Raw genomic sequence first — 3,098 nt, forward strand, 5'->3', positions numbered from 1 at the left:
CCTGCCGCGCACTGGGCCTGGACTGGTGGGACGACCCGCACAACGTCGACCCGGCTTTCACCCGCGTGCGACTACGCCACGAGGTGCTCCCGCTCCTCGAGGACGTCCTGGGGGGCGGGGTGGCGGAGGGGTTGGCGCGGACCGCGGAGCTGCTCCGGACCGACGACGACGAGCTGGACCGTCTCGCCGCCGCCGTGCCCGTCTCCGGAGACGGCGGGCTGGACGTCTCCGTCCTCGAGCCGCTCACGCAAGCTGTGCTGACCCGGGTCCTGCGGCGATGGCTGCTGGCCCACGGCTGCCCCTCGCCCACGTACGCGCACCTGTCATCGGTGGCCGCCCTCGTCACGGACTGGCACGGGCAGGGGGGAGTGGCGGTGGGGGGCACGGGCCCGGACGGGTCGGGTGTGTCGGCGGGCCGGGGCAGGTTGGTCGCTCGGCGACGGCATGGAAAGGTGGTCCTCGAGATCGACCGGGCGAGTGGAGCGGGGACGTAGATGAGCACGGACAAGTACGCCGACGAGATCGAGTCGGTGCTCATCGACACCGATGTGATCCGCGACCGGATCGCCGAGATGGGCGCGACGATCGGGGAGCGCTACCGGGACTCCGAACAGGAGGTCGTGCTGGTCGCCGTGCTCAAGGGCGCGGCGATCTTCGTCTCCGACTTCGCCCGGGCGCTGACCATCCCCTCCGAGCTGGAGTTCATGGCGGTCAGTTCCTACGGCTCCTCCACCAGCTCCTCGGGAGTGGTGCGGATCCTCAAGGACCTCGACCGTGACATCGCGGACCGCGACGTGATCATCGTGGAGGACATCATCGACTCGGGCCTGACCCTGTCGTGGCTGATGCGCAACCTCCGCACCCGCAATCCGCGCTCGCTGGAGATCGTCACCCTGCTGCGCAAGCCCGACGCGGTCAAGGCGGACCTGGACATCCTCGAGATCGGGTTCGACATCCCCAACGAGTTCGTGGTGGGGTACGGCCTGGACTTCGCCGAGCGGTACCGCGACCTGCCGTACATCGGCCGGCTGCACCCTCGCATGTACTCCTGACCGACGCTGTTGGACACATGTCTGGCAATTTCGTGATCCAGGTCACGCGAGGCGGTTAGCCTGGCGACATGTTCCCGGGAATCTTCGCCGCCACCACGCCCGACAAGCCCGCCGTGATCCGCCCCGCGACGGGCGAGCAGATCACCTACGCCGAGCTCGAGGCCAGGTCGGCCCAGCTCGCGCACGTCCTGACCGACGACTGGGGGCTTCGGCCCGGCGACACCATCGCCGTGGTCTCGGACAACACCCTCGAGATGGTCGAGATCTACTGGGGGGCACTGCGGGTCGGGCTCTACATCGCCGCCATCAACCATCACCTGACGGCCGACGAGTCCTCCTACATCATCGGGGACTGCGGTGCCCGCGCCCTCTTCGTCTCCGCTCCCGTGGCCGACCACGTCGACCTGTCCCCGGACGCCCACCCCGACGTCGAGCACCGGGTGGTGTTCGGCGGGTCGCTCGACGGGTGCGCGGACTACCGAGAACTGCTGGCCGACAAGCCCACTGATCCGCCCGCCGACCAGCCCCGCGGCCACGACTTCCTCTACTCCTCCGGCACCACCGGACGGCCCAAGGGCGTGCGCGTGGACCCGCCGGAGGGGCAGATCGACGAGGTCCCCGACGTCTACACCCCGGTGTTCAGCTTCCTCTACGCGTTCGACGCCGACAGCGTGTACCTGTGCCCCGCGCCGCTGTACCACGCGGCCCCGCTGCGGTTCTGCGGCGTGGTCAACTCCGTCGGCGGGACCGTGATCCTCATGGACCGCTTCGACGCCGAGGAGTCACTGCGCCTCATCGAGGAGTACCGCGTGACCCACTCGCAGTGGGTGCCGACGATGTTCGTGCGCATGCTCAAGCTGCCGGAGGAGACGCGGATGCGTTACGACGTGTCCAGCATGACCCACGCGATCCACGCCGCCGCCCCGTGCCCGCCCGAGGTCAAGCGCCGGATGATCGAGTGGTGGGGCCCGGTGATCCACGAGTACTACTCGGCCACCGAGGGCATGGGGATCACGTTCATCAACTCGCAGGAGGCGCTCGAACGCCCCGGATCGGTGGGCCGCGACGGGCTCAAGGGCATCGCGCACATCTGCGACGAGGAGGGCCGCGAGCTGCCCATCGGCGAGATCGGCACCATCTACTGGCAGCAGGACGAGGGCACCTTCGCCTACCACGGCGATCCGGACAAGACCGCGTCCGTCTTCCACCCCGAGCACCCCAACTGGTCCACCTTCGGCGACGTGGGTTACCTGGACTCCGACCGCTTCCTCTACCTCACCGACCGCAAGGCGTTCACCATCATCTCCGGCGGCGTGAACATCTACCCGCAGGAGATCGAGAACGCACTCGCGCTGCACCCGGCGGTCGAGGACGTCGCGGTGATCGGGATCCCGGACGAGGAGATGGGGGAGAAGGTCCACGCCGTGGTGGTGCCCGCTCCCGACCGCGCCGACGACCCCGACCTGGGCGAGGAGATCCTCGGATCGCTCCGCGGCCACATCTCGGACTTCAAGATCCCGCGGGCGGTGGACTTCGTCGACGAGCTACCCCGCACGCCCACCGGGAAACTGGTCAAGCGCCGGATCCTCGACCGCTACACGAGCGGAACCGTCGCCTGAGGCGCCGATGGACCTGACCCGCGAGTTCGAACGCGAGCGACCGAGACTCACCCGGATCGCCGCGCCGTCCTCGGTGATCCGGCCGAGGCCGAGGACGCGGTCCAACAGGCGTGGCTGCGGCTGGCGAGGACCGACGCCGCCGCCGTCGACAACCTGCAGGGATGGCTCACCACCGTGGTCACCAGAGTGTGTCTGGACCGTCTCAAGGCCGCGGTGCCGGTGCCCGTGCCCGGGGACGCGCCCGATCGTCCGGGTGCCGATCCCGACCCCGCCGAGGAGGTGGCCCTCGCCGAGTCGGTGGGGTCGGCGCTGCACCTGGTGCTCGACCGGCTGTCCCCCGCCGAGCGGGTGGCGCTGGTCCTCCACGACTCGTTCGCCGTCGACTTCGCCACCATCGCCGGGATCCTGGACTGCACCCCGGCCGCTG

General features: G+C 69.6%; 3 protein-coding genes and 1 pseudogene. All 4 read left to right on the forward strand.

Features of this window, described 5'->3' with window-relative positions:
* Window positions 1–494, forward strand: a 494-nt coding sequence (locus tag G6021_RS07610) for a TilS substrate-binding domain-containing protein (RefSeq protein WP_182640994.1), incomplete at its 5' end; no start/stop codon positions are given.
* Complete coding sequence (gene hpt / locus G6021_RS07615; protein ID WP_182610652.1) at window positions 495–1,052, forward strand: hypoxanthine phosphoribosyltransferase; 558 nt, start codon at window positions 495–497, stop codon at window positions 1,050–1,052.
* Between the two features lie 68 nt (window positions 1,053–1,120).
* On the forward strand, window positions 1,121–2,671 hold the full coding sequence (locus tag G6021_RS07620; protein WP_182617741.1) for an acyl-CoA synthetase: 1,551 nt from the start codon (window positions 1,121–1,123) through the stop codon (window positions 2,669–2,671).
* A 174-nt stretch (window positions 2,672–2,845) separates the two neighbouring features.
* Window positions 2,846–3,098 (forward strand): annotated as a pseudogene (locus G6021_RS07625) (RNA polymerase subunit sigma-70); the annotation flags it as partial.

It is taken from the genome of Dietzia sp. CW19, from assembly GCF_014145265.1.
Classification (GTDB): Bacteria; Actinomycetota; Actinomycetes; order Mycobacteriales; family Mycobacteriaceae; genus Dietzia; species Dietzia natronolimnaea.